23 protein-coding genes are annotated in these 21,215 nt (G+C 68.7%); 17 read left to right on the top strand and 6 right to left on the bottom strand.

The window, feature by feature from the left end; genetic code table 11:
- Positions 1-34: 34 nt before the first annotated feature.
- Positions 35-733 carry a transcriptional repressor LexA gene (gene lexA / locus BIU99_RS16850; RefSeq protein ID WP_071262299.1) on the bottom strand — a complete coding sequence of 233 codons (699 nt, stop codon included), beginning with the start codon at positions 731-733 and terminating at the stop codon, positions 35-37.
- 271 nt (positions 734-1,004) lie between these two features.
- Between lexA and BIU99_RS16845 the strand changes: the two genes are divergently transcribed.
- The 3 genes from BIU99_RS16845 to BIU99_RS16835 all read left to right on the top strand — a co-directional run bounded on the left by BIU99_RS16845 (position 1,005) and on the right by BIU99_RS16835 (position 4,057).
- Complete coding sequence (locus BIU99_RS16845; protein ID WP_083397438.1) at positions 1,005-1,397, top strand: LysM peptidoglycan-binding domain-containing protein; 393 nt, start codon at positions 1,005-1,007, stop codon at positions 1,395-1,397.
- 88 nt (positions 1,398-1,485) lie between these two features.
- Positions 1,486-2,946 (top strand): amino acid permease, encoded by a 1,461-nt coding sequence (locus BIU99_RS16840; protein ID WP_071262298.1) that lies wholly within the window; start codon positions 1,486-1,488, stop codon positions 2,944-2,946.
- Positions 2,947-2,977: 31 nt separating this feature from the next.
- Positions 2,978-4,057, top strand: a complete 1,080-nt coding sequence (locus BIU99_RS16835; RefSeq protein ID WP_071262297.1) for a histidinol-phosphate transaminase — start codon at positions 2,978-2,980, stop codon at positions 4,055-4,057.
- Positions 4,058-4,090: 33 nt separating this feature from the next.
- Here the strand turns inward: BIU99_RS16835 and sufU are convergent, their stop codons facing one another.
- Both sufU and BIU99_RS16825 read right to left on the bottom strand, forming a co-directional pair.
- A complete protein-coding gene (gene sufU, locus BIU99_RS16830) occupies positions 4,091-4,528 on the bottom strand; it encodes a Fe-S cluster assembly sulfur transfer protein SufU (protein ID WP_064294429.1) in 438 nt (145 codons plus the stop codon).
- Positions 4,525-5,832, bottom strand: a complete 1,308-nt coding sequence (locus BIU99_RS16825; protein ID WP_071262296.1) for a SufS family cysteine desulfurase — start codon at positions 5,830-5,832, stop codon at positions 4,525-4,527. Before BIU99_RS16825 ends, sufU begins: the two co-directional genes overlap by 4 nt.
- Before the next feature lie 110 nt (positions 5,833-5,942).
- Here BIU99_RS16825 and hisB point away from each other — a divergent pair, with 110 nt between their 5' ends.
- The 4 genes from hisB (at position 5,943) to BIU99_RS16805 (ending at position 8,826) form a co-directional block, all read left to right on the top strand.
- Complete coding sequence (hisB, locus tag BIU99_RS16820; protein ID WP_071262379.1) at positions 5,943-6,551, top strand: imidazoleglycerol-phosphate dehydratase HisB; 609 nt, start codon at positions 5,943-5,945, stop codon at positions 6,549-6,551.
- Positions 6,548-7,183 carry an imidazole glycerol phosphate synthase subunit HisH gene (hisH, locus tag BIU99_RS16815; protein WP_071262295.1) on the top strand — a complete coding sequence of 212 codons (636 nt, stop codon included), beginning with the start codon at positions 6,548-6,550 and terminating at the stop codon, positions 7,181-7,183. The genes hisB and hisH overlap by 4 nt, the downstream gene beginning before the upstream one ends.
- An 85-nt stretch (positions 7,184-7,268) precedes the next feature.
- Positions 7,269-8,015 carry a bifunctional 1-(5-phosphoribosyl)-5-((5-phosphoribosylamino)methylideneamino)imidazole-4-carboxamide isomerase/phosphoribosylanthranilate isomerase PriA gene (gene priA / locus BIU99_RS16810; protein WP_064294425.1) on the top strand — a complete coding sequence of 249 codons (747 nt, stop codon included), beginning with the start codon at positions 7,269-7,271 and terminating at the stop codon, positions 8,013-8,015.
- Complete coding sequence (locus BIU99_RS16805; RefSeq protein ID WP_071262294.1) at positions 7,999-8,826, top strand: SseB family protein; 828 nt, start codon at positions 7,999-8,001, stop codon at positions 8,824-8,826. The genes priA and BIU99_RS16805 overlap by 17 nt, the downstream gene beginning before the upstream one ends.
- Before the next feature lie 27 nt (positions 8,827-8,853).
- On the opposite strand, the gene BIU99_RS16800 is transcribed toward BIU99_RS16805, so the two are convergent.
- A complete protein-coding gene (locus tag BIU99_RS16800; protein ID WP_056012072.1) occupies positions 8,854-9,225 on the bottom strand; it encodes a DUF1844 domain-containing protein in 372 nt (123 codons plus the stop codon).
- A gap of 230 nt (positions 9,226-9,455) precedes the next feature.
- Between BIU99_RS16800 and infC the strand changes: the two genes are divergently transcribed.
- The 10 genes from infC (at position 9,456) to pheT (ending at position 18,875) form a co-directional block, all read left to right on the top strand.
- On the top strand, positions 9,456-10,121 hold the full coding sequence (infC, locus tag BIU99_RS16795) for a translation initiation factor IF-3 (protein WP_194719021.1): 666 nt from the start codon (positions 9,456-9,458) through the stop codon (positions 10,119-10,121).
- A gap of 15 nt (positions 10,122-10,136) precedes the next feature.
- Positions 10,137-10,331 (top strand): 50S ribosomal protein L35, encoded by a 195-nt coding sequence (gene rpmI / locus BIU99_RS16790; RefSeq protein ID WP_056012069.1) that lies wholly within the window; start codon positions 10,137-10,139, stop codon positions 10,329-10,331.
- Positions 10,332-10,358: 27 nt separating this feature from the next.
- Positions 10,359-10,745, top strand: a complete 387-nt coding sequence (gene rplT / locus BIU99_RS16785; protein ID WP_064294422.1) for a 50S ribosomal protein L20 — start codon at positions 10,359-10,361, stop codon at positions 10,743-10,745.
- A 102-nt stretch (positions 10,746-10,847) separates the two neighbouring features.
- Positions 10,848-11,648: an RNA methyltransferase gene (locus tag BIU99_RS16780; protein WP_071262293.1), complete on the top strand. Its 801-nt coding sequence runs from the start codon at positions 10,848-10,850 to the stop codon at positions 11,646-11,648.
- A 221-nt stretch (positions 11,649-11,869) separates the two neighbouring features.
- Complete coding sequence (locus tag BIU99_RS16775) at positions 11,870-12,589, top strand: amino acid ABC transporter ATP-binding protein (protein ID WP_064294513.1); 720 nt, start codon at positions 11,870-11,872, stop codon at positions 12,587-12,589.
- Between the two features lie 91 nt (positions 12,590-12,680).
- Complete coding sequence (locus BIU99_RS16770) at positions 12,681-13,577, top strand: glutamate ABC transporter substrate-binding protein (protein ID WP_064294420.1); 897 nt, start codon at positions 12,681-12,683, stop codon at positions 13,575-13,577.
- A gap of 107 nt (positions 13,578-13,684) precedes the next feature.
- Positions 13,685-14,332: an amino acid ABC transporter permease gene (locus tag BIU99_RS16765; protein ID WP_056013357.1), complete on the top strand. Its 648-nt coding sequence runs from the start codon at positions 13,685-13,687 to the stop codon at positions 14,330-14,332.
- Positions 14,329-15,228: an amino acid ABC transporter permease gene (locus BIU99_RS16760; protein ID WP_071262378.1), complete on the top strand. Its 900-nt coding sequence runs from the start codon at positions 14,329-14,331 to the stop codon at positions 15,226-15,228. The genes BIU99_RS16765 and BIU99_RS16760 overlap by 4 nt, the downstream gene beginning before the upstream one ends.
- A gap of 90 nt (positions 15,229-15,318) precedes the next feature.
- Positions 15,319-16,359 (top strand): phenylalanine--tRNA ligase subunit alpha, encoded by a 1,041-nt coding sequence (gene pheS / locus BIU99_RS16755; RefSeq protein WP_064294511.1) that lies wholly within the window; start codon positions 15,319-15,321, stop codon positions 16,357-16,359.
- Positions 16,360-16,361: 2 nt separating this feature from the next.
- A complete protein-coding gene (pheT, locus tag BIU99_RS16750; protein ID WP_071262292.1) occupies positions 16,362-18,875 on the top strand; it encodes a phenylalanine--tRNA ligase subunit beta in 2,514 nt (837 codons plus the stop codon).
- Positions 18,876-18,948: 73 nt separating this feature from the next.
- On the opposite strand, the gene BIU99_RS16745 is transcribed toward pheT, so the two are convergent.
- Positions 18,949-20,508 carry a UDP-N-acetylglucosamine 1-carboxyvinyltransferase gene (locus BIU99_RS16745; protein ID WP_064294418.1) on the bottom strand — a complete coding sequence of 520 codons (1,560 nt, stop codon included), beginning with the start codon at positions 20,506-20,508 and terminating at the stop codon, positions 18,949-18,951.
- Positions 20,509-20,544: 36 nt separating this feature from the next.
- A complete protein-coding gene (locus BIU99_RS16740; RefSeq protein WP_071262377.1) occupies positions 20,545-21,192 on the bottom strand; it encodes a hypothetical protein in 648 nt (215 codons plus the stop codon).
- Between the last annotated feature and the right edge of the window lie 23 nt (positions 21,193-21,215).

The following is a 21,215-nucleotide window of genomic DNA, read 5'->3' as shown; positions in this document are numbered from 1 at the left end:
GGCCCACATCGGTGTGGAGGAGTGGTCCGGTCGGTCAGACCGTCCGGAGCACGGCGACGACCTTGCCGAGGACCTCGGCGTGGTCGCCGAGGATCGGCTCGAAGGCCGAGTTCCGAGGGAGCAGCCAGGTGTGGCCGTCGCGCTGGCGGAACACCTTCACGGTCGCCTCCTCGTCGAGCATGGCCGCGACGATCTCGCCGTTCTCAGCGGTCTTCTGCTCGCGGATGACGACCCAGTCACCGTCACAGATCGCGGCGTCGACCATCGAGTCGCCGACGACCTTCAGCATGAACAGACTGCCCTTGCCGACCAGCTGGCGGGGCAGGGGGAAGATCTCCTCGACCTGCTGCTCGGCCGTGATCGGGATGCCGGCGGCGATGCGACCGACGAGCGGGACCATGGCGGCGTCACCGACCGGGGGAGCGGAGTCGGGATCGCTGCCCTCGACGGCGCTCGGCAGGTCGATGAGCACCTCGATGGCGCGGGGACGGTTGGGATCGCGCCGGAGGTATCCGCTGAGTTCGAGCTGTCCGAGTTGGTGCGTGACACTCGACAGGGAGGCGAGCCCGACGGCGTCGCCGATCTCGCGCATGCTCGGCGGATAGCCGCGCTGCGAGACCGAGCGCTGGATGACGTCGAGGATCGCCAGCTGCTTGTCGCTCAGGCTCTTCCGTCGCCGGGTGCCGCCGATCTGGCGCTCCCGGGCTCCGTCGCCCGCCGTGTTCGCTGCCATCTTCGCTCCTGCCCTGATCGGCTGTCGGTGACCGATGTCGGTGGGTGGTGGTGTACTGCTTCCAACACTCGAAACTGTATCCGCACCGGCTCGTCCAGACAAACATCTGTTCGAGCGTGTCGCCGATCCCGCGCGTCTCAGGTACGAAGACAGGGTTGAGTATTCGAACAATCGAAGATATATTCGGAACACAGGTTCGTATCCGGCACTCCTGGCCGAGTGTCGGATACGAGTCCTCATCACACGATGAGCACACTCTTGGAGGGTTGACATGAGCGCAGCACTGATCGGGTCCCACCGGGCGCTTCCCGCGCGGACGGCGCAGGCACCGACGTCGGACGCACCGTCCACACGCCGACTCCGCCTGACGAAGCGCGGTCGCGTCGTCTTCACCACGCTCGCCGCCATCCCGCTGGTCATCGGCGTCGCGGTCGTCGGACTCTCCGCAGGCGGTGCCGCGGCCAACACGGCGGCGGCGGGAGCCACGTTCACGTACATCACGGTCGACCCGGGCGAGTCGCTCTGGCAGCTGGCCGAGTCCATCGCGCCCGACGCCGACCCGCGCGACGTCATCGCCGAGATCATGAACCTCAACCAGCTCAGCACCGCCGGTGTCGAGCCGGGGCAGCGCCTGGCGATCCCGCAGCGGTACGCGGCCGAGTAGGCCGCAATCGGCGGGTCCCTCCGCGCTGGTTCTCAGCTATCGTCGATGGCGCGGTGCAACGACGCCCGCAGCATCGTCGGAGGCAAGCATGAGTACAGACGATCGGAGCCGCTCGCTGCTCCGGAAGAAGCCGATCGCGGAGATCGAGGATGAGACCTCCCGCTCGAAGCTGTTCAAGAGTCTCGGGCTCTGGCAACTCACGGCCATCGGGGTCGGTGGCATCATCGGGGTGGGGATCTTCTCCCTCGCCGGACTCGTCGCTCACGGGAGCGAGACCTCGCCCGCTGTCGGGCCGGCGGTCCTCTTCTCCTTCCTGATCGCCGGTCTCGCCTCCGCGGCCGCGGCGTTGTCGTACGCGGAGTTCGCCGGCATGATCCCGAGAGCGGGGTCGGCCTACACCTACGGGTATGTGGCGCTCGGCGAGATCATCGGCTGGTTCATCGGCTGGGACCTGTTGCTCGAGTACATCGCGATCGTCGCGGTGGTCGCGATCGGGATCTCCGGCTACTTCGACGCCTTCCTGTCCGGCATCGGGATCCACATGCCGGACTGGATGACCTCGACCGCCGACGAGGGGAAGGGCGGCCTCGTCAATCTCCCCGCCATCTTCGTCTGTCTCCTCGTGACCTTCATCCTGAGCCGCGGGACGAAGGCCTTCGGTCGATTCGAGCTCGTCGCGGTCGGGATCAAGGTCCTGCTCATCCTGTTCATCATCGGCCTCGGTGTCTTCTACATCGACGGACAGAACTACGATCCGTTCCTCCCGAGCGGTTTCGGGCCGGTGTTCGCCGGTGCCGCGACGGTCTTCTTCGCGGTCTTCGGATACGACGCGATGAGCACGGCCGCCGAGGAGGCGAAGGACGGCAAGAAGCACATGCCGAAGGCGATCATCCTCTCCCTCATCATCGCGATGCTCCTGTACGTCGCGGCCACCCTCGTCCTGACCGGTATGCAGAACTACACCGACATCGACCCCACGGCCGGGTTCGCATCGGCGTTCCAGAGCGTCGGTCTGCCCGTGGTCGCGACGATCATCTCCGTCTTCGCCGTCCTGTCGATCCTCACCGTGATGCTGACGTTCCTGTTGGGCGTCACCCGCGTGTGGTTCTCGATGAGTCGCGACGGTCTCCTGCCGCGGTGGTTCTCGCGCACGGACCGACGAGGCGTGCCGCAGCGGGTGACCTGGATCGCCGGCGGCGCGGCAGCCGTCTTCGCCGGTGTGTTCCCGATCAAGCAGGTCGCCGACCTCACGAACATCGGCATCCTGGCCGCCTTCATCGTGGTCTGCGTGTCGGTGATCGTGTTCCGGTACACGAAGCCGGATGAGCCCCGCTCCTTCCGGTTGCCGTTGATGCCGTTCGTCCCGGCGTTCGGCGTCCTGGCGTCCGGCTTCCTGATCCTGCAGCTGCACTGGGAGACCTGGCTACGGTTCGGGGTCTGGCTCGTGATCGGTCTCATCGTCTACTTCGCCTACGGGCGACGCCACTCGCTGTTGAACCCGGCGAGCCCCCGCCACGAGGTCCTTCGTCGGGAGCGCCAGGCGGAGTGAGCGCGCCGGTCGGAGTGGCTAGCATTGTGGGGTGACCGCTCTCGACGACCTCCCCATCCGCGACGACCTCCGAGGACAGCGCCCGTACGGCGCTCCCCAGGCCCTGGTGCCGGTGGCGCTCAACGTCAACGAGAACACGCACCCCATCCCCGAAGCGGTCGCGCACGACATCGTCGCCTCGCTCGCGTCGGCGGTCCTCACGGTGAACCGGTACCCCGATCGCGAGTTCACGGAACTCCGGGAGGCGCTGGCGGGATACCTGGGCCACGGGGTGACCCCGGAGCAGATCTGGGCGGGGAACGGCTCGAACGAAGTGCTGCAGCACATCCTGCAGGCCTTCGGCGGTCCCGGGCGATCGCTCCTCGGGTTCACGCCGACGTACTCGATGTATCCGCTCCTGGCCGCCGGCGTCGGCACCAGGTGGATCCCCGCGACGCGTGACGCCGAGTTCGAGCTCTCGCCCGAGACCGCCGCGCGTCAGGTGGCCGAGGCGGATCCCGACCTCGTGTTCCTCTGCTCGCCGAACAACCCCACCGGGACACCGTTGTCGCTCGAGACCGTCACCGCGGTGTACGAGGCGTCGCGGGGCATGGTGATCGTCGACGAAGCGTACGCGGAGTTCGCACCCGACGACGAGGCGAGCGCGCTCACCCTGCTGGAGGGGCGTCCGCGCCTGATCGTCTCCAGGACGATGAGCAAGGCCTTCGCCTTCGCCGGGGTCCGCCTCGGGTACCTCGCCGCCGACCCCGCGGTCGTCGACGCGCTGAGACTCGTCCGGCTCCCGTATCACCTGAGCGCCCTGACGCAGGCGGCCGCGACCGCCGCACTGCGGCACGCCGACGAGATGCTGGCGATGGTCGACGACATCCGGACCCAGCGCGATCGTCTCGTCGTCGAGCTCGCGCGTCTCGGCTACGACCCGAAGCGGAGCGGATCCAACTTCGTCCTGTTCGGCGGCGTCGCCGATCCGCACGCGGCGTTCGAGGCGCTCTTCGCGCGGGGGATCCTCATCCGCGACGTCGGCATCCCGAACCACCTCCGGGTCACCGCGGGCACCGAAGCGGAGACGACCGCGTTCCTCGAAGCCCTGGCGGCGATCAGCCCCGCCTGACCAGGCCATCGGCGGGCGGAGGTGGCGCGCCGCTCACGGCAGGCGGGAGATGGCCTCCTCGGCCGCGACCCATGGGAGCATGGCGCACTTGACACGCGCGATGTAGCGCGAGACGCCACTGAACGCCGCGGCGTCTCCGAACCGTTCCTCGTCGAACTCGAGCGTGCCCCGCGATCGGATCACCGTGCGGAACTCGTCGATCAGAGCCTCGAGCTCGGCCGGGGTGAGGCCTGCCGCGAGGTCGCTCAGGCAGGAGCTCGACGCCTGCGAGATCGAGCAGCCGTGCCCCTCCCAGGCGATCGGTGCGAGACGACCGTCGGGCCCGGGATGGAGCTGCAGGGTGACCTCGTCGCCGCAGGTGGGGTTGAGCTGATGCGACTCGGCGGCGGGCGCCTCCCGCAAGCCGAAGCCGTGGCGCTGGCGGGCGTGGTCGAGGATGAGCTCCTGGTAGAGGCTCTCCAAGCCGCTCACCGGGACACCCCGAAGAACGGACCGACGAGGGTGGCCGCCTCGAGGAAGGCGTCGATCTCGGCCTCCGTCGTGTAGAGGTAGCTGCTGGCGCGGGTGGACGCGGTGAGCCCCAATCGGCGGTGGAGTGGTTGTGCGCAGTGGTGACCGACGCGGACCGCGATGCCGCGATCGTCGAAGAACTGACCGACGTCGTGAGCGTGCACACCGGCGAGGTCGAAGCTCGCCAGCCCGGCGCGAGGTGTCCCGGGCGGCGGGCCGACGAGCGTGGCGCCGGGGGTGGCGGCGAGTCCGGCCGCGAGACGCTGTCCGTAGGCCGCCTCGGTGGCGTGGACACGGTCCATGCCGACCGCTTGCAGGAACCGCACGGCGCTCGCGAGGGCGATCGCCTGCGACACCGGCTGGGTCCCCGCCTCGAACCGCTGCGGCGCGGGAAGGAACTCCGCGCCCTCGAGCGTGACGGTCGTGATCATCGACCCGCCGGTGAGGAAGGGCGGAAGGGCGTCGAGCAGCTGACGGCGACCCCAGAGCGCACCGATCCCGTTGGGACCGAGCATCTTGTGACCGGAGAACACGAGGAAGTCGACGCCGAGGGACGCGACGTCGACGGGCAGGTGCGGCACGGACTGGCAGGCGTCGAGCACGGTCAGCGCGCCGACGCGCTCGGCGAGGGCGACGAGCTCGGAGACCGGCGCGATCGCCCCGGTGACGTTGGACACGTGCGCGAAGGCGATGATTCGCGTGCGTTCGCCGATGATGTCGTCCACGGCGTCCAAGCGCAGCACGCCGTGGTCGTCGACCGGGAGGTGACGAAGGGTCGCACCGGTGCGCGCGGCGAGTTGCTGCCAGGGGATGAGGTTCGCGTGGTGTTCGAGTTCCGTGACGACGATCTCGTCGCCTGGACCGAGTCGGAACCGCTCGGCGGCAGCACCGCCGAGACCGGCGCTCGCGTTCCCGATGGCCCCGGCGATGAGGTTGAGGGCCGCGGTCGCGCCGGAGGTCCAGACGAGTTCCCGCTCGTCGGCACCGATGAACGCGGCGACCGTGGCGCGAGCATCCTCGAAGAGCTCCGTCGCCTCGGCGGCCAGGAGGTGGGCGCCACGGTGGACGGCGGCGTTCCGGTGCGTCGCGTAGTCCTGCTCCGCGTCGATGACCTCGATCGGGCGTTGCGAAGTGGCTCCGGAGTCCAGATAGACGAGCGGGTGTCCGTTCATCTCCCGGGCGAGGATCGGGAACCGTTCACGGAGAGCGGCGATCTCCGCCTGGTCGAGTGGGACGGCCGGGGCGATGCTGGGTGTGGAAGTCATGACCTCTCAACGATAGGCGTCGGCAGAGCCCGGTGCAGCCGGATGACGCGACGATCCACGCCCGTCGACACACGGCGTACAGCTTCGGTGCGCTCGATACACTGGATCCCATGACCACCCAGCAGCGCACGGCCCGGATCCAGCGCGCGACGAGCGAATCCAGCATCGAGCTGGAACTGGACCTCGACGGCACCGGCACGAGCAGCATCGAGACCTCCGTCCCGTTCTACGACCACCTGCTCACGGCCTTCGCCAAGCACTCGCTGACCGACCTGACCGTCCGGGCGACGGGCGATGTCGACATCGACGTCCACCACACGGTCGAGGACGTCGGGATCGTCCTGGGCCAGGCGATCCGTCAGGCTCTCGGCGACAAGACCGGCATCTCCCGGTACGGCGACGCACTGGTCCCGCTCGACGAGGCCCTCGTGCAGGCCGTCGTCGACATCTCCGGTCGTCCGTACCTCGTGCACGGCGGGGAACCGGCCGGATTCGAGTTCCACCTGATCGGTGGGCACTTCACGGGTTCGATGGTGCGTCACGTCTTCGAGGCGATCACCTTCAACGCGGGCCTCACCGTGCACGTGAACGTCCTCGGCGGACGCGATCCGCACCACATCGCCGAAGCGGAGTTCAAGGCGTTCGCGCGGGCCTTCCGGCAGGCGAAGGCGTTCGACCCGCTGGTCCAGGGCATCCCGTCGACGAAGGGCGCGTTGTGAGTGCACGCCCGTCGGTGGTCGTCCTCGACTACGGCTCCGGCAACGTGCACTCCGCCGTCAAGGCCCTCGAGCTCGCCGGCGCAGACGTCGTGCTGACGGGCGACCGTCAGGCGGCCCAGGCCGCCGACGGTCTCGTCGTGCCAGGGGTCGGTGCCTTCGACGCGGTGATCGGCGCACTCCGTTCCTCCCACGGCGACGAGGTCATCGACCGCCGTCTCGCGGGAGGGCGTCCGGTCCTCGGCATCTGCGTGGGCATGCAGGTCATGTTCGAGCGTGGCGTGGAGCGCGGGTCCGAGGCCGACGGCCTCGGGGAGTGGCCCGGTGCGGTCACGGAACTCGAAGCGCCCGTCCTGCCGCACATGGGCTGGAACACGGTGTCGCCGGACGCGGGGTCCGTGCTCTTCGACGGCCTCGCCGACGAGCGCTTCTACTTCGTCCACTCCTATGCCGCACAGCAGTGGACCCTCGAGGTCATGCCGCCGTTCCCCGAGCCGCGCCTCACCTGGGCGACCCACGGCGTGCCGTTCCTCGCAGCCGTCGAGAACGGTCCGCTGTCGGCGACGCAGTTCCACCCGGAGAAGTCCGGCGACGCCGGTATCCGCCTGCTGTCCAACTGGCTCGGCACCCTGTAGCCGACTAGGATCAGGTGCTTGTGCCGCGAGGCATGCTGTGCGCCGGGAACCGAGGGGCTCGCAGCTCCCGAAGAGACGGTGGATCATGAACGAGTTCAACACGACGGCCGGACTGACGCTGCTCCCCGCGATCGACATCGTGGACGGCAAGGCCGTCCGGTTGACGCGCGGCGAGGCCGGTTCGGAGACGAACTACGGTGAGCCCGTCGACGCAGCCCTGGACTGGGCCCGTCAGGGAGCGGAGTGGATCCACCTCGTCGACCTCGACGCCGCGTTCGGTCGTGGCGACAACCGGTCGATCATCCGCAAGGTCATCTCGAAGGCGCGCGGCGTCAACATCGAGCTGTCGGGCGGCATCCGCGACGACGCCTCCCTCGAGCAGGCGCTCGAGACGGGCGTCGCGCGCGTCAACCTCGGGACCGCGGCGCTCGAGAACCCCGAGTGGGCCGCGAGCGTCATCGCCCAGTACGGCGAGGCGATCGCGGTCGGCCTCGACGTCCGTGGCACGACGCTCGCCGCTCGTGGCTGGACGCAGGACGCCGGCGACCTGTGGACGGTCCTCGACCGCCTCGAGGAGGCGGGCTGTGCACGCTACGTCGTGACGGACGTCACGAAGGACGGCACGATGCAGGGGCCGAACATCGACCTGCTCCGACAGGTGCTCGAGCGCACGGAGCGGCCGGTGGTGGCCTCCGGCGGCATCTCGAGCCTCGACGACCTGGTCGCGCTGCGCGAGTTGGTCCCCCTGGGGCTCGAGGGCGCCATCATCGGGAAGGCGCTCTACAACGGCGCGTTCACCCTGGCCGAGGCGCTGGATGTCTCGGGCCGCTGACGGATCCTCCGCGCCCGACCGGCACGGTCCCTCAGGCGGGCATGCCCACCCGGCGGCAGGTGGTGCCGACTCGGCCGGCCAGCCCTGGGCGGGTCGGAGCTTCCAGCCGAACGCGAGTTCCGGTGACGACGGCAGTGCGCCCGAGCGGCTGATCGAGTCCCTGCGACGCTTCCGGGCCGGCGAGGTCGGCGAGGTCGAGGTCGTCGACGCGTTCCGGGACTCCCGCCTGCTCATCCCGCTCGTGGCCCACCTCGGTGAGGCCGGCGAGAACGAGCAGGGTCAGCTGGTCGACAAGTCGCAGGAGCTCTCCATCGTGACCGTGACGGGTCCGGACGGCCGCACCGTGCTCCCGGTCTTCAGCTCGGTGCAGGCGATGTCCGCGTGGAACCGGACGGCGAGGCCGATCCCTGCCGACGGCGTTCGGGTCGCCCTGGCGGCCGCGAGCGAGCAGACGGACGTCGTGGTCCTCGATCCGACGTCGAGCACCGAGTTCGCCGTACGCCGCCCCGCGCTGTGGGCGATCGCGCAGTCGCAGCCGTGGACGCCCAGCTTCGCGGACGCGCTGGTGCGCGACGCGTTCGAGCGGTCGATCGAGCAGGAGCTCGCCGTCGTGAGTGTGCGCCTGCGAGCCGGAGACCCGGAGGCGAAGCTCGCCGGGTCCGAGCTCGTGGTCGAGCTCGGCCTGCTGCAGGGGCTGACCCAGCAGGAGCTCGACGCGGTGCTGGCGCGGCTCGCTCAGCGCTGGGCTGCGGACGAGGTCATCGCGACGAGCGTCGACTCGCTCGCGGTGTCGCTCCGCCCCGCCGACTGATCGGCCAGGGGGAGCGCCGCGCTGCTATCAGGTGACCGGGCCGGTCCACTTCTCGCCGGGACCCTTGCCGATGGGATCCTGGATGGTGGACGCCTCACGGAAGGCGAGCTGCAGGGATCGCAGGCCGTCGCGCAGCGAGCGGGCGTGCATGTCGCTGATCTCCGGGGCTCCCGCGGTGATGAGCCCGGCGAGGGCGTTGATGAGCTTGCGGGCCTCGTCGAGGTCCGTCTGGGCGTCGGGGGCGTCCGCAAGGCCGCACTTGACCGCTGCAGCGCTCATGAGGTGCACGGCGGCGGTGGTGATGACCTCGACGGCGGGGACGTCGGCGATGTCCCGGGTGGCCTGATCGGCCCCTCCCGACTCGTCGTCGTGGTCGTACGGGCTGGTGGTGTTGTTCACGTGGATCCTCTGTTAGACTCGTGCGGTGCTCCGAGACATGTCTCGGTACGAAAGAGGAGATTCTCCCACCCGCGCTCGACCGCTTCACAAGGTTACCGGGTTGTCACGCTCCGCCTGTCGCTTCACCGCTTCGGGTGGCAGGGCGTGGTGCCTTCCGACAGGTGTTCTGAACACCGACGGAGGGTACGGGTGTGTGGTGAACCGATTTCGTCGCGTCGCAGGTATCGGACCTGGTCGCGTGGCATCCCACCCAGTCAGAGGAGCTCCGCATCAGCGATCCCCGTACCAATGACCGTATCCGCGTCCCGGAGGTCCGACTCGTCGGTCCCGGCGGAGAACAGGTCGGCGTCGTCAAAATCGAGGTCGCCCTTCGCCTCGCGCAGGAAGCGGATCTCGACCTCGTCGAGGTCGCACCCAACTCCAAGCCGCCCGTCGCGAAGATCATGGACTACGGCAAGTTCAAGTACGAGGCTGCGCAGAAGGCCAAAGAGGCCCGGCGCAACCAGGCGAACACGATCCTCAAAGAGGTCCGGTTCCGCCTCAAGATCGACCAGCACGACTACGAGACCAAGCGCAAGCGCGCCGAGGGCTTCCTCAAGGCCGGTGACAAGGTGAAAGCCATGATCCAGTTCCGCGGCCGCGAGCAGTCCCGCCCAGAGCAGGGCGTCCGCCTGCTCCAGAAGTTCGCCGAGGACGTGTCCGAGTGGGGCACCGTCGAGTCCACCCCCATGGTCGACGGTCGCAACATGGTGATGGTCGTCGGTCCACTCAAGAACAAGTCCGAGGCGAAAGCCGAAGCCAACGCACAACGTGCGGCATCCAAGGCACGTCCGGCTGAAGCCGACGAAGCCGACGAGGCTGCTCCGGTGGAGTCATCCACCGACGAGAACCGATAAGAAACGAGGAATCCCATGCCGAAGCAGAAGACCCACTCCGGGGCCAAGAAGCGATTCAAGGTCACCGGCAGCGGCAAGCTGATGAAGCAGCAGGCCGGTATGCGACACAACCTGGAGAGCAAGTCCAGCCGTCGCACCCGTCGCCTGAACCAGGACCAGGTGCTGGCGCCCGCCGACGCCAAGGTCATGAAGAAGCTGCTCGGTCGCTAGACCGTTTACCCGTAAGGAACTAGGAACATGGCAAGAGTCAAAAGGGCGGTCAACGCTCACAAGAAGCGTCGCGTCATCCTCGAGCGCGCCGCCGGTTACCGCGGTCAGCGTTCGCGTCTGTACCGCAAGGCCAAGGAGCAGGTCACTCACTCCCTCGTCTACTCGTACCGCGACCGTCGTGCGCGCAAGGGTGACTTCCGTCGCCTCTGGATCCAGCGCATCAACGCGGCTTCGCGTGCCAACGGCATGACGTACAACCGCTTCATCCAGGGTCTCGGCCTCGCCGGGATCGAGGTCGACCGCCGTATCCTCGCGGACCTCGCGGTGCACGAGCCCGCCACCTTCGCGGCCCTCGTCGCGTCGGCCAAGGCCGCGCTGCCCGCCGACACCTCGGCGCCCAAGGTCTCCGCCTAGTCGGAAGCCCTGCGTCCGACCGGACGACGTGTTCGAACGGCCCGATCCCACCAGGGATCGGGCCGTTTCGTCTGTCCGGAGTGCGACCCATAGGATGGGTGCGTGCTTGACAATCCGCGGTCACCGCGCGTCCGTTCCGTCGCCAAACTCGCCAAGCGTCCGGCGAGACAGGAGACCGGCCTGTTCCTCCTCGAAGGACCACAGGCGGTGTCGGAGGCCCTGCAGTTCCGGCCCGACCTGATCCTCGAGCTGTACGCGACGCCGACGGCCCTCGAGCGCTACACCGACATCGGGGCCGCGGCCACCGATGCGGGACTCGAGGTCGAGTTCGTCACCGAGCAGGTGCTCGAGTCGATGGCCGACACCGTCACCCCGCAGGGGTTCATCGCGGTCGCGCAGCAGTTCCCGACCTCCATCAAGGACATCTTCGCCGGGGAGCCGCAGCTGGTCGTCATCCTGGAGGAGGTCCGGGATCCGGGCAACCTCGGGACGATCATCCGAGCCGCCGACGCCGCCGGAGCGGACGCCGTCGTCCTGAGCGGACGGACCGTGGACCTCTACAACCCGAAGGTCGTGCGCTCCACGACCGGCTCGCTCTTCCACCTGCCCGTCGCGGTCGGTGTCGAGCTGCCCGCCGTGCTGGAACGGGCCCGTGCGGCGGGACTGCAGACGCTCGCGGCCGACATCAAGGGCGAGGACCTCCTCGTGGCCCGGTCGGAAGGCGTGCTCGCGCGGCCGACGGCATGGGTGTTCGGCAACGAGGCCAGGGGACTCACCGACGAGCACCTGGAGCTCGTCGACCGTGCGGTTACGGTACCGATCTACGGCCGTGCCGAGAGCATGAACCTGGCCACCGCGGCGTCGGTGTGCGTCTTCGAGAGCGCGTTCGCGCAGCACGCCTGAGCGTCTGAGGCGACGGCCGTCGAGGTTACGAAACGGTAACCGTAGCGCTTCCGTCATGCGCACGAAACACAGGGTCACCTAGTTTGGGTTACATGGAGCCAACAGTGTCCCCGAACTCCGGCCCGACGGAACCCGATGCAGCAGCCTCGCATGGTGCCGCCGGCGCATACGAGACCACGAGCAACCCGATCCAGGCAGGGCGCGGCGAGCCCCTCGTCGTCATGGAGAACGTCGAGAAGCACTACGGCGAGTTCCACGCCCTGAAGGACATCAACCTCACCGTCAACAAGGGCGAGGTCGTCGTCGTGATCGGACCGTCCGGGTCCGGCAAGTCGACCCTCTGCCGGACGATCAACCGGCTCGAGACGATCAGCTCAGGGGAGATCCGGATCGACGGCAAGAAGCTGCCGGAGGAGGGCAAGCAGCTCGCCGAGCTGCGCGCCGACGTCGGCATGGTGTTCCAGTCGTTCAACCTGTTCGCGCACAAGACGATCCGCGAGAACGTCACCCTCGGCCCGATCAAGGTGCGCAAGCAGAAGAAGCGCGACGCCGACGATGCGGCGAAGGTGCTGCTCGAGCGCGTCGGCATCGGCGTGCAGGCCGACAAGCTGCCGGCACAGTTGTCCGGCGGGCAGCAGCAGCGCGTGGCGATCGCCCGCGCCCTCGCGATGAAGCCGAAGGTCATGCTGTTCGACGAACCGACCTCGGCCCTCGACCCCGAGATGATCAACGAGGTCCTCGACGTCATGGTGCAGCTCGCCGGTGAGGGCATGACCATGATCGTCGTCACCCACGAGATGGGCTTCGCCAGGAAGGCCGCCGATCGTGTCGTCTTCATGGCCGATGGCGAGATCCTCGAGGACACCGACCCCGAGTCGTTCTTCACGAACCCGCAGTCCGAGCGGGCGAAGGACTTCCTGTCGAAGCTCCTCACCCACTGACCCATCCGACTCCGGATCGCGCGACCCGCGCGGCGACCCGGAACTGACCAACCGATCGGCCCGTCCCGGGCACCAAGGAAGGAAGGAAAACATGCGCAAGAGGCTCATGTTCATCACCGCGGGAGTCGCTGCAGCAGCGCTCGCGCTCAGCGGGTGCAGCGGCGGCGACGCCGGCACCGGATCGACCGACGGCGCGTCCGACGGCGGCGCACTCTTCGAGGTCGCCACCGACGTCCAGCTCGAGGGCAGCCCCACGTACGACGCGATGGTGAAGGCCGACAAGGTACGTATCGGTGTCAAAGAGGACCAGCCCGGTCTCGGTTACCTCGACGCCGCCACCGGCGAGCGTTCCGGCTTCGACGTCGAGATGGCCACCTGGATCGCCGCGTCGCTCGGCTTCGACGCCGACAAGATCGAGTTCAAGGCGATCCCGAGCGCCAACCGCGAGTCGGCCATCGTGAACGGAGACATCGACTACTACGTCGGCACCTACTCGATCACCGACAAGCGCAAGGAGCAGATCGACTTCGCCGGACCGTACTTCGAGACCGGCCAGGGCCTGCTCGTCGCCGCGGACAACGACGACATCAAGGGCGAGGACGACCTCGCCGGCAAGACCGTGTGTTCGGCGACGGGCTCCACGCCCATCCAGAACATCAAGGACAACTTCCCCGACACCAAGACGGAGGAGTTCGACACCTACTCGCAGTGTGTCGAGGCCCTGAACGACGGCAAGGTCGACGCGGTCACGACCGACCAGGCGATCCTGATCGGGTATGCAGCACAGTTCCCCGACGAGCTCAAGGTCGTGGGCGAGCCGTTCAGCACCGAGCTGTACGGCATCGGTCTGCCGAAGGGTGACGACGCCCTCCGCCACTTCATCAACACGATGTTCACCGATGGCGGCGACACCTGGACCAAGATCTATGACGCCACCCTCGGCGCCTCCGGCACCAAGGTGACCCAGCCGGCGGTCGACGACTACTAAGCAGCGCCCCGGGCGGCCGCCGACCAGCGGCCGTCCGGGGGAGCTGTCCCGTCGACTCCGCCCAGGCGCCCGCCACGGGCGTCCCCCTCCCGAAAGGCGTGCGCGACATGAACGTCCTGCTCGACAACCTCGACCTCTTCGTCACGGGCTTCCGCAACACCCTGCTGCTCTTCGTGGTGTCGGGGTTCTTCGCGCTCGTCCTCGGCACCATCGTCGGTGCCATGCGGGTCTCGCCGGTCCCGGCGATGCGCCTCTTCGGCACCGTGTACGTCAACACGGTGCGCAACACCCCGCTGACCCTCATCCTCTTCTTCTTCGCGTTCGGCTACCCGAAGCTCGGGCTCCCCGAAGTGAGCTACACGACGCTCGCGATCATCGGGCTGAGCCTCTACACCGCGACCTACGTCGCGGAGGTCCTGCGGTCCGGCGTCAACACGGTGCCGATCGGGCAGGCCGAGGCCGCACGCGCGATCGGGCTGCCGTTCGGACAGACCATGACGCTCGTCATCCTGCCGCAGGCGTTCCGTGCCGTCCTGCCACCGCTGTTCAGCGTGCTGATCGCCCTGCTCAAGAACACGACGGTCGCCGCCGGCTTCTCCGTCGCCGAAGCGGGCGCGATCCGCGCGAACCTGTCCGAGCGCGGCGAGCCGCTCCTCATCGGACTGCTGTGGGTGGCCCTCATCTTCGTGGCCCTCGTGTCGCTCCTGTCCCTCGCCCAACGGGCCTTCGAGAAGAAGTGGAGGATCGCGCGATGAGCTCCGTCCTGTTCGACACCCCCGGCCCGAAGGCCATCGTCCGCTATCGCTGGATCGGTGCGGCGACGGTGCTCGTCGTCGCCGGCATCCTCGCCTTCGTCGTCTTCCGCTTCATCGAGACCGGACAGTTCACCGCCTCGAAGTGGAAGCTCTTCACCTTCCCGCGCGTCTGGGAGCAGATCCTCCAGGCGACGGGCGCGACCCTGTCCGCGTTCGCGGTCGCCGCCGTCTGCAGCGTCGTCCTCGGGCTGGTGCTGGCGATCGGCCGACTGTCCGACCACAAGGTCATCAACGTCCCCTTCACGATCTTCATCGAGTTCTTCCGGGCGGTCCCGGTCCTCATCCTGATGATGCTCATGTACTACGGGCTGCCGCCCCTCGGCTTCACCTTCGTGACGCCGTTCGTCGCCGTCGCCATCGCGCTGACGCTGTACAACGGCGCGGTGTTCTCCGAGATCTTCCGAGCGGGCATCGAGTCGCTGCCGAAGGGACAGGGCGAGGCCGCCTACGCCATCGGCCTGCGCAAGTCCGCGGTCCTGCGCCTCATCCTGTTCCCGCAGGCGATCCGTGCGATGCTGCCGGTGATCATCGCCCAGCTCGTCGTCGCGCTCAAGGACACCGCGCTCGGCTTCCTGATCACCTACCAGGAGCTCCTCTACCTCGCGAAGCAGTTCGGGTCGCAGGCGCTCTACGGCAGCCCGATCATCCCCTCGATCATCGTGATGGGTTCGATCTACATCGTGCTCTGCCTGATCCTGTCGGGCGTGGCGAAGATCGTCGAGGTGCGCACCCGACGGTCGCCGCGGACGCCGAAGGAACAGGCCGTGACCGAGGACACGACGACGAAGATCCTCGGCATCCAGGCGGGGAACCAGTCGTCCGGCGCGAGCATCTGACGTCGTCCCGACGGCGACTGGTCGACCGGTCGCCGTCGGGACGAGGACGGTCGCCCATGCGGGCCGACCGCCTGGGTAGACTTGGCTCTCGTGTCCGACGCATCCCCAATCTCCGAACCAGCGGTGAACGCCGCGGTCGACGCCGCTCTCGAAGCGATCGCCGCAGCCACCGACTCGGCCGCCCTGAAAGCGGTCCGATCAGCCCACGCCGGCGAAGCGTCACCGCTCGCCGCCCTCAACGGATCGCTCCGCAGCGTGCCGAACGACCAGAAGGCCGCGCTCGGCAAGCTGGTCGGTCAGGCTCGCGGGCGCGTCTCGAAGGCGTTGAGCGAGCGCGAGGGCGAGATCGTCGCCGCCGAGACGGAGGCACGCCTCGCCGCCGAGGCGATCGACGTCACCGCCGTTCCGCTGCGTCGCGTGCCCGGTGCCCGGCACCCGCTCACGCTCCTCCAGGACCGCGTGTCCGACATCTTCGTCGGCATGGGGTGGGAGATCGCCGAGGGCCCCGAGGTCGAGAGCGAGTGGTTCAACTTCGACGCCCTGAACTTCGACGCCGACCACCCGGCCCGTGCGATGCAGGACACCTTCTTCGTGGAGCCGCTGGAGTCGCACCTCGTCCTGCGGACGCACACCTCGCCGGTCCAGGTGCGCTCGCTGCTCGAGCGCGAGCTCCCCGTGTACGTGCTCGCCCCCGGGCGCGTGTACCGCACCGACGAGCTCGACGCGACCCACACGCCCGTCTTCATGCAGTTCGAGGGTCTCGCCGTCGACAAGGGCCTGACGATGGCGCACCTGCGCGGAACGCTCGACCACTTCGTGAAGAGCGTCTTCGGCGACGACGCGAAGGTCCGCCTGCGTCCCAGCTACTTCCCCTTCACCGAGCCGAGCGCCGAGCTCGACTTCTGGCACCCGACCTTCAAGGACGGACCGCGTTGGATCGAGTGGGGTGGGTGCGGCATGATCAACCCGAACGTGCTCCGGTCGGCCGGTATCGACCCCGAGGTCTACTCGGGCTTCGCCTTCGGGATGGGTGTCGAGCGCGGTCTGATGCTGCGCGACGGCGTGCAGGACATGCGAGAGATGGTGGAGGGCGACGTCCGCTTCTCCCAGCAGTTCGGGATGGTGGTGTAGTCGTGCGTGTTCCATTGAGCTGGCTCGGGGAGTTCGTCGAACTCGCCCCGGGGACCACCCCTGAAGACGTCCACGCTGCGCTCGTGCGCGTCGGACTCGAGGAGGAGGACGTCCACCGCTTCGAGCTGACGGGTCCCATCGTGGTCGGCGAGGTCCTCGAGTTCGTCGAGGAGCCGCAGTCCAACGGCAAGACCATCCGCTGGTGCCAGGTCCGCGTCGCCGAGGGTGACGCCGAGGGGGCCGTGCGCGGCATCGTCTGCGGCGCCGGCAACTTCTTCGTCGGCGACCAGGTGGTCGTCACCCTGCCCGGCGCCGTCCTGCCCGGTCCGTTCCCGATCGCCGCTCGCAAGACCTACGGCCACGTGTCCGACGGCATGATCGCCTCGGCTCGCGAGCTCGGTCTCGGTGAGGACCACGACGGGATCCTGCGCCTCTCGACGATCGGGGTCGAGGCGCCTGTCGGCACCGACGCGATCAGCCTGCTCGGTCTGGACGACGCTGCAGTCGAGCTCAACGTGACGCCCGATCGCGGCTACGCGTTCTCGATCCGAGGGGTCGCACGCGAGTACTCCCACGCGACCGGTGCGGCCTTCCGCGACCCGGCCGGGAGCGTCCCCGAGGCGTTCACCGGCCCACTCGACGGCTTCCCCGTCACGATCGAGGATGCAGCGCCGATCCGCGGTCGCGTCGGGTCGAGCGTCTTCGTCACGCGCGTCGTGCGTGACGTCGACCCGACGAAGCCCACCCCGCCGTGGATGGTGGCCCGGTTGAAGCTCGCGGGCATCCGCTCGCTGTCGCTCGTCGTGGACATCACGAACTACGTCATGCTCGAGCTCGGGCAGCCGATCCACGGGTACGACCTCGACAAGCTCACGGGCGGCATCGTCGTCCGGCGCGCGCGGTCCGGCGAGACCTTCGTCACGCTCGACGGCCAGGAGCGCAAGCTCCACGACGAGGATCTGCTGATCACCGACGACTCGGGCCCGATCGGGCTCGCCGGCGTGATGGGTGGCCTCGACACCGAGATCACCGATGACACGCGCAACGTCCTCATCGAGGCCGCGAACTTCGACCAGGTGTCCATCGCGCGGAGCGCGCGTCGTCACAAGCTGCCGAGCGAGGCGTCCAAGCGGTTCGAGCGTGGTGTCGATCCTCGGATCGCCGTCGCGGCCGCCGGTCGCGTCGCGCAGCTGCTCGTCGACCTGGCGGGTGGCCGGACGGACGACCTCGGCTCCACCGTCACCGCGGCGACGGATCGCGAGCCGATCCTGCTCCCCGACGACTACATCAACGGCCTCATCGGCGTCACGTTCGGAGCCGACGAGACGCGATCCGCGCTCGCTGAGATCGGCGCGGCCGTCGAGACGACCGACGGCGGCCTGCTCGTGACGCCACCGAGCTGGCGCCACGACATCACCGGCAAGGAGGACCTCGCCGAGGAGGTGGCGCGGATCCTCGGCTACGACCGCATCCCGTCGCTGCTCCCCGTCGCGCCTCCGGGACGCGGGCTCTCCCGCTCGCAGCGGCTGCGCCGCGGGGTCTCCGATGCGCTCGCCTACGGCGGCGCCACCGAGGTGTTGGCCTACCCGTTCGTCTCCGCCGAGGAGAACGCGCGGTTCGGCGCACCGCAACCAGGTGAGTTCCCGGCCGTGAAGCTCGCGAACCCGCTCGACGCGAAGGCCCCCTTCCTCCGCGCGTCGATCCTGCCCGGTCTCCTCGCGGTGGCCCACCGGAACGTCTCGCGTGGTCTGACCGACCTCTCGATCTTCGAGGTCGGCGCGGTGTTCCGTCCGTCCCGTCACGGTGCGTTCGGCCAGGCCGAACTCCCGCAGGCGGCGGTCCGTCCGAGCGAGGCGCAGCTCGAGGAGCTCGAGGCGGGTGTCCCGGCTCAGCCGCGTCATCTCGGCTTCCTCGCGGTCGGCAACGCCGTCCCGAAGCAGCCGGGCCAGCCCGCCGTCGCGGCCGGTATCGCCGACGCGCTCGAGGCCGTCCAGGCCGTCGCGGTGGCGACCGGCGTCGACATCATCGTCTCGCAGGGCAGCCACCAGGCACTGCACCCCGGACGGACCGCGGCCTTGCACGTCGGCGACGTCCTGGTGGGGTATGCGGGGGAGGTGCACCCGGCCGTCGCCGAGGAGGCGAACCTGCCGCGCGTCGTGGCGGTCGCGGAACTCGACCTGGATCGCATCATCGCGCTCGGCGACGCACTGCCCGAGGCCGTCGGCATCGGCACCCTGCCTGCGGCGACGCAGGACCTCTCGCTGCTCGTCCCCGCGACGGTCGCAGCGGGTGAGGTCCTCGACGCCGTCCGCGTCGGCGCCGGTTCGCTGCTCGAGCACATCCGCCTCGTCGACGACTACCGCGGCTCGGGTGTCCCCGAGGGCGGCAAGAGCCTGACCTTCGCCCTGCGGTTCCGGGCTCCGGACCGCACGCTCACCGCGGCGGAGGCGAGCGACGCGAAGCTCGCCGGCGCGGCAGTGGCGGCCGAGCGTTTCGGCGCGAGCATCCGGGACTGAGCCGGTCGTACCGGACGACAGCGGCCCCGCGGATCGACGATCTGCGGGGCCGCGTCCGTCTGGCGGGACGAACTCAGTCGCGGAAGGTCTCGATCGACGCACCCAGAGTGATGAGCCGCTCCTGCAGCTGCTCATACCCGCGAGCGATGATGTCGACGTTGCGGAGCACGCTCGTACCCTTCGCGGCGAGCATGGCGAGCAGGATGACGACGGCCGGTCGCAGCGCGGGAGGGCAGCTCACCTCGGCGCCGGACCAGTGCGTCGGCCCGGAGACGTCGATGCGGTGCGGGTCGCGCAGACGGACGTTGGCGCCGAGCCGCGTCAGGTCGGTGAGGTGGATCGCCCTGCCCTCGTACACCCAGTCGTGGATGAGCGTGTCGCCCTCGGCGCAGGCCGCGATGACCGCGAAGAACGGGAGGTTGTCGATGTTCAGCCCTGGGAACGGCATGGGGTGGATCTTGTCGATCGGGGCGTGCAGCTTCGAGGGGTGCACGGTGACGTCGACGAGTCGGGTCCGACCGTTCGCCGCCGCGTACTCGGGGGAGCGGGTGTAGCGCAGTCCCATCTCGCCGAGCGTCGCGAGCTCGATCTCCATGAACTCGATCGGCACGCGAGTGACGGTGATCTCCGAGTCGGTGACGATCCCCGCGGTGAGCAGACTCATCGCCTCCACCGGGTCCTCACTCGGCCAGTAGTCCACGTCCTCGTTGATGACGCTGCGGCCGGTGATCCGGAGCGTCGTGCTCCCGATGCCCTCGATGGTGATGCCGAGGAGCTCCAGGTAGAAGCACAGGTCCTGCACCATGTAGTTCGGGCTGGCGTTGCGGATGATCGTCACGCCGTCGCGCACCGCGGCGGCCATGATGGCGTTCTCGGTCACGGTGTCGCCCCGCTCGGTGAGCACGACGCTCAGCTCCTCGGGCACGTCGGGGGCGACGGTGGCCTGGTACCAGCCGGCGGTCGCCTCGATGGACAGGCCGAACGGCCGGAGCGCGATGAGGTGCGGTTCGACGGTGCGGGTCCCGAGGTCGCAACCACCGGCGTAGGGGAGGGCGAAGGTGTCGTAGCGGCCGAGCAGCGGACCGAGGAACATCAGCACACTGCGGGTCCGGCGACCGGCGTCCTCGTCGATGCTCTCGAGCGAGAGGTCGTCCGGGACGTGGATCTCGACGTCCTGGCCGTCGGGCGACCAGACCACCGAGACGCCCAGGCTGCGCAGGACGTCGATGATGCGGTCGACCTCGACGATCCGGGCGATGCCGTGCAGCGTGGTGCGGCCGCGGTTCATGAGTGCGGCGCACAGGAGCGCGACCGAGGCGTTCTTGCTCGAACGCACCGCGATCGTCCCGTGCAGCTGTCGGCCTCCCTGGACACGGAGGTGCGAGTTCTTCTTCTGTTCGCCGAAACTGACGATCTCGCTCTCGAGCGCGGTGCTGATCCGGCTCAGGAGGTCGATGCTGATGTTCTGACTACCCTGCTCGATCCGGTTGATCGCGCTCTGGCTCGTGCCGACGCGTTCCGCCAGCTGGGCCTGGGTGAGTTTGCGGCCCTGTCGGGCGCCGCGGATGAGTGCTCCGACCTGCCGGAGCGGTGCCGCAGGGTCCGTTCGTTCAAACGTTGCCGTGTCTTCCATGTCGTCACTCTATCTCAGATATGAGATAGAACGCCGTTAGGGGCGCCCCTGAGATGACTCGGTTGCATGTGAAACCCGGTCCGTGGTGTCAGGCGCGGGCGCGGAGCTCCGGAAGACGGCGGCGTACACCGGGCCTGCGACGAACCAGATGGCCGTGATCGCGACGAGCTTGATGATCATGCCCCAGATGACGTCCTCGTTCGCGAGGGCGAAGGACGCGGGGACCCTCCAGCCGATCATGGCCTGCATCGCGAGGAGCCCGGTGATCGCGATCACGACGGCGAGGACCACCCGACGCCACTCCGACCAGGCGGCACGGATGTACGCGGGACCGGACTTCGGCTTGGGCCGCGGTGCTGGACCGCCCGCGAACCGGTGTGCGAACCAGACGTCCGCCTTCGTGATGAGCGTGTGCCCGAACGCCACCGTGAAGCCCAGGTAGAGGGTCGCGAGGAGGTGCGTGACGTTCGGCTCCTCGCCGGACGCGAGGTCGATCGCGGTCAGGACGAGGAGGACGAGGTCCACGACCGGTACACCGATCAACATGATCGCGCTGAGCCGGCGCCACCGGAGGAGGTAGCGGGCCGCGAGCCCGCCGAAGAGGAGGATCCAGAACGCGGCCTCCGCGCCGAGGATGGCCCAGATGAGCGGGCTCGTGCCGAAGAGTTCAGTGAAGCTGTCCATGTTCCGATGGTGTCGCGGGATGA

The sequence above is a fragment of the Plantibacter sp. MMLR14_011 genome, from assembly GCF_001865025.1.
GTDB classification, from domain to species: Bacteria; Actinomycetota; Actinomycetes; order Actinomycetales; family Microbacteriaceae; genus Plantibacter; species Plantibacter flavus_A.
The sequence above is the reverse complement of the archived record's forward strand: the minus strand, read 5'-3'. Positions and strand labels throughout refer to the sequence as shown.

What these genes read in the sequence shown, in the direction of transcription:
- lexA (WP_071262299.1), bottom strand. Translation starts at nt 733, where the DNA reads ATGGCAGCGAACACGGCGGGCGACGGAGCCCGGGAGCGCCAGATCGGC.
- BIU99_RS16845 (WP_083397438.1), top strand. Translation starts at nt 1,005, where the DNA reads ATGAGCGCAGCACTGATCGGGTCCCACCGGGCGCTTCCCGCGCGGACG.
- BIU99_RS16840 (WP_071262298.1), top strand. Translation starts at nt 1,486, where the DNA reads ATGAGTACAGACGATCGGAGCCGCTCGCTGCTCCGGAAGAAGCCGATC.
- BIU99_RS16825 (WP_071262296.1), bottom strand. Translation starts at nt 5,832, where the DNA reads ATGACTTCCACACCCAGCATCGCCCCGGCCGTCCCACTCGACCAGGCG.
- hisB (WP_071262379.1), top strand. Translation starts at nt 5,943, where the DNA reads ATGACCACCCAGCAGCGCACGGCCCGGATCCAGCGCGCGACGAGCGAA.
- priA (WP_064294425.1), top strand. Translation starts at nt 7,269, where the DNA reads ATGAACGAGTTCAACACGACGGCCGGACTGACGCTGCTCCCCGCGATC.
- BIU99_RS16805 (WP_071262294.1), top strand. Translation starts at nt 7,999, where the DNA reads ATGTCTCGGGCCGCTGACGGATCCTCCGCGCCCGACCGGCACGGTCCC.
- rpmI (WP_056012069.1), top strand. Translation starts at nt 10,137, where the DNA reads ATGCCGAAGCAGAAGACCCACTCCGGGGCCAAGAAGCGATTCAAGGTC.
- rplT (WP_064294422.1), top strand. Translation starts at nt 10,359, where the DNA reads ATGGCAAGAGTCAAAAGGGCGGTCAACGCTCACAAGAAGCGTCGCGTC.
- BIU99_RS16775 (WP_064294513.1), top strand. Translation starts at nt 11,870, where the DNA reads ATGGAGAACGTCGAGAAGCACTACGGCGAGTTCCACGCCCTGAAGGAC.
- BIU99_RS16770 (WP_064294420.1), top strand. Translation starts at nt 12,681, where the DNA reads ATGCGCAAGAGGCTCATGTTCATCACCGCGGGAGTCGCTGCAGCAGCG.
- BIU99_RS16765 (WP_056013357.1), top strand. Translation starts at nt 13,685, where the DNA reads ATGAACGTCCTGCTCGACAACCTCGACCTCTTCGTCACGGGCTTCCGC.
- BIU99_RS16760 (WP_071262378.1), top strand. Translation starts at nt 14,329, where the DNA reads ATGAGCTCCGTCCTGTTCGACACCCCCGGCCCGAAGGCCATCGTCCGC.
- BIU99_RS16745 (WP_064294418.1), bottom strand. Translation starts at nt 20,508, where the DNA reads ATGGAAGACACGGCAACGTTTGAACGAACGGACCCTGCGGCACCGCTC.
- BIU99_RS16740 (WP_071262377.1), bottom strand. Translation starts at nt 21,192, where the DNA reads ATGGACAGCTTCACTGAACTCTTCGGCACGAGCCCGCTCATCTGGGCC.